1 pseudogene is annotated in these 1,081 nt (G+C 68.2%); it reads left to right on the forward strand.

Features of this window, described 5'->3' with window-relative positions:
* Positions 1-78: 78 nt before the first annotated feature.
* A pseudogene (locus AB0O09_RS38725) lies at positions 79-1,058 on the forward strand (IS5 family transposase).
* Positions 1,059-1,081 lie beyond the last annotated feature (23 nt).

Here is a 1,081-nt window from a genome sequence, read left to right on the forward strand (position 1 = left end):
CTAGGGCCTGTGTGATGTTGTGATCAATCTTCGGGTTCTGCCCCCGTTTCGGGGTGGAAACCGGTAGGACTGTCAGGTGTGACGCGCAGGCAACTCACCGACGAACAGTGGAGTTTGATCGAGCCCTATCTGCCGATCGGCAGGTTCGGGCCCTATCCCGAGCGGCTTCGCGACCAGTTCGAGGGAGTGATCTGGCGGTTCCGCTCCAGCTCCCAGTGGCGGGAGATGCCCGACGAGTTCGGCCCCTGGTCCACGGTCTTCGGCCGGTTCCGGGTCTGGCGGGACGCCGGCGTGTTCACCGCCCTGCTCGAAGGCCTGATCGCCGAGGCCGCCCGGGCGGGGAAGACGGACCTGTCGTTGGTCAGCGTCGACTCCACGACCGTGCGCGCCCATCACGACGCCGCCGGGATGCTCGTCGACGAGGACCTCATGCAGGCCCTGGAGGAGGCCGCACGCGAGCAGGAGACGGCCCGACAAAAAGGGGCGAGTCGCAGGAACAGAACGGACAGGACGAGCGCGGACGCGTCCGACGGCGACGCAAGCTCCGCCTGACACAGGCCCTGCTCGGCAGGTCACGGGGCGGGCTGACCAGCAAGGTCCATCTCGCCGCCGACCGCCGCTGCCGTCCGCTGGCGCTCGTCCTGACCGCGGGGCAGGCCGGCGACAGCCCGCAGTTCGTCCCCGTCCTCGCCAAGGTGCGCGTGCGCCTGCCCGTCGGCCGGCCCCGCACCCGGCCCGGCGCGGTCGCCGCAGACAAGGCCTACTCGTCCCGCGCCAACCGCGCCTACCTGCGCAAACGCAGGATCAAGGCTGTCATCCCGGAGAAGAAGGACCAGGCTGCCAGCCGGAAACGGAAGGGCAGCAGGGGCGGCCGACCCGTCGATCACGACGCCGACCTCTACAAGGAGCGGAACACCGTCGAGCGCCTGATCAACAAACTGAAGGCCTGGCGGGGCATCGCCACCCGGTTCGACAAAACGCCCGAGAGCTACCTCGCCGGCCTCCATCTTCGCGCCTCGATGATCTGGATAGACGACCTCGTACGACCGCCCAACTGATCACAACATCACACAAGCCCTAG

The organism is Kitasatospora sp. NPDC093679 (assembly GCF_040683455.1).
GTDB classification, from domain to species: Bacteria; Actinomycetota; Actinomycetes; order Streptomycetales; family Streptomycetaceae; genus Kitasatospora; species Kitasatospora arboriphila.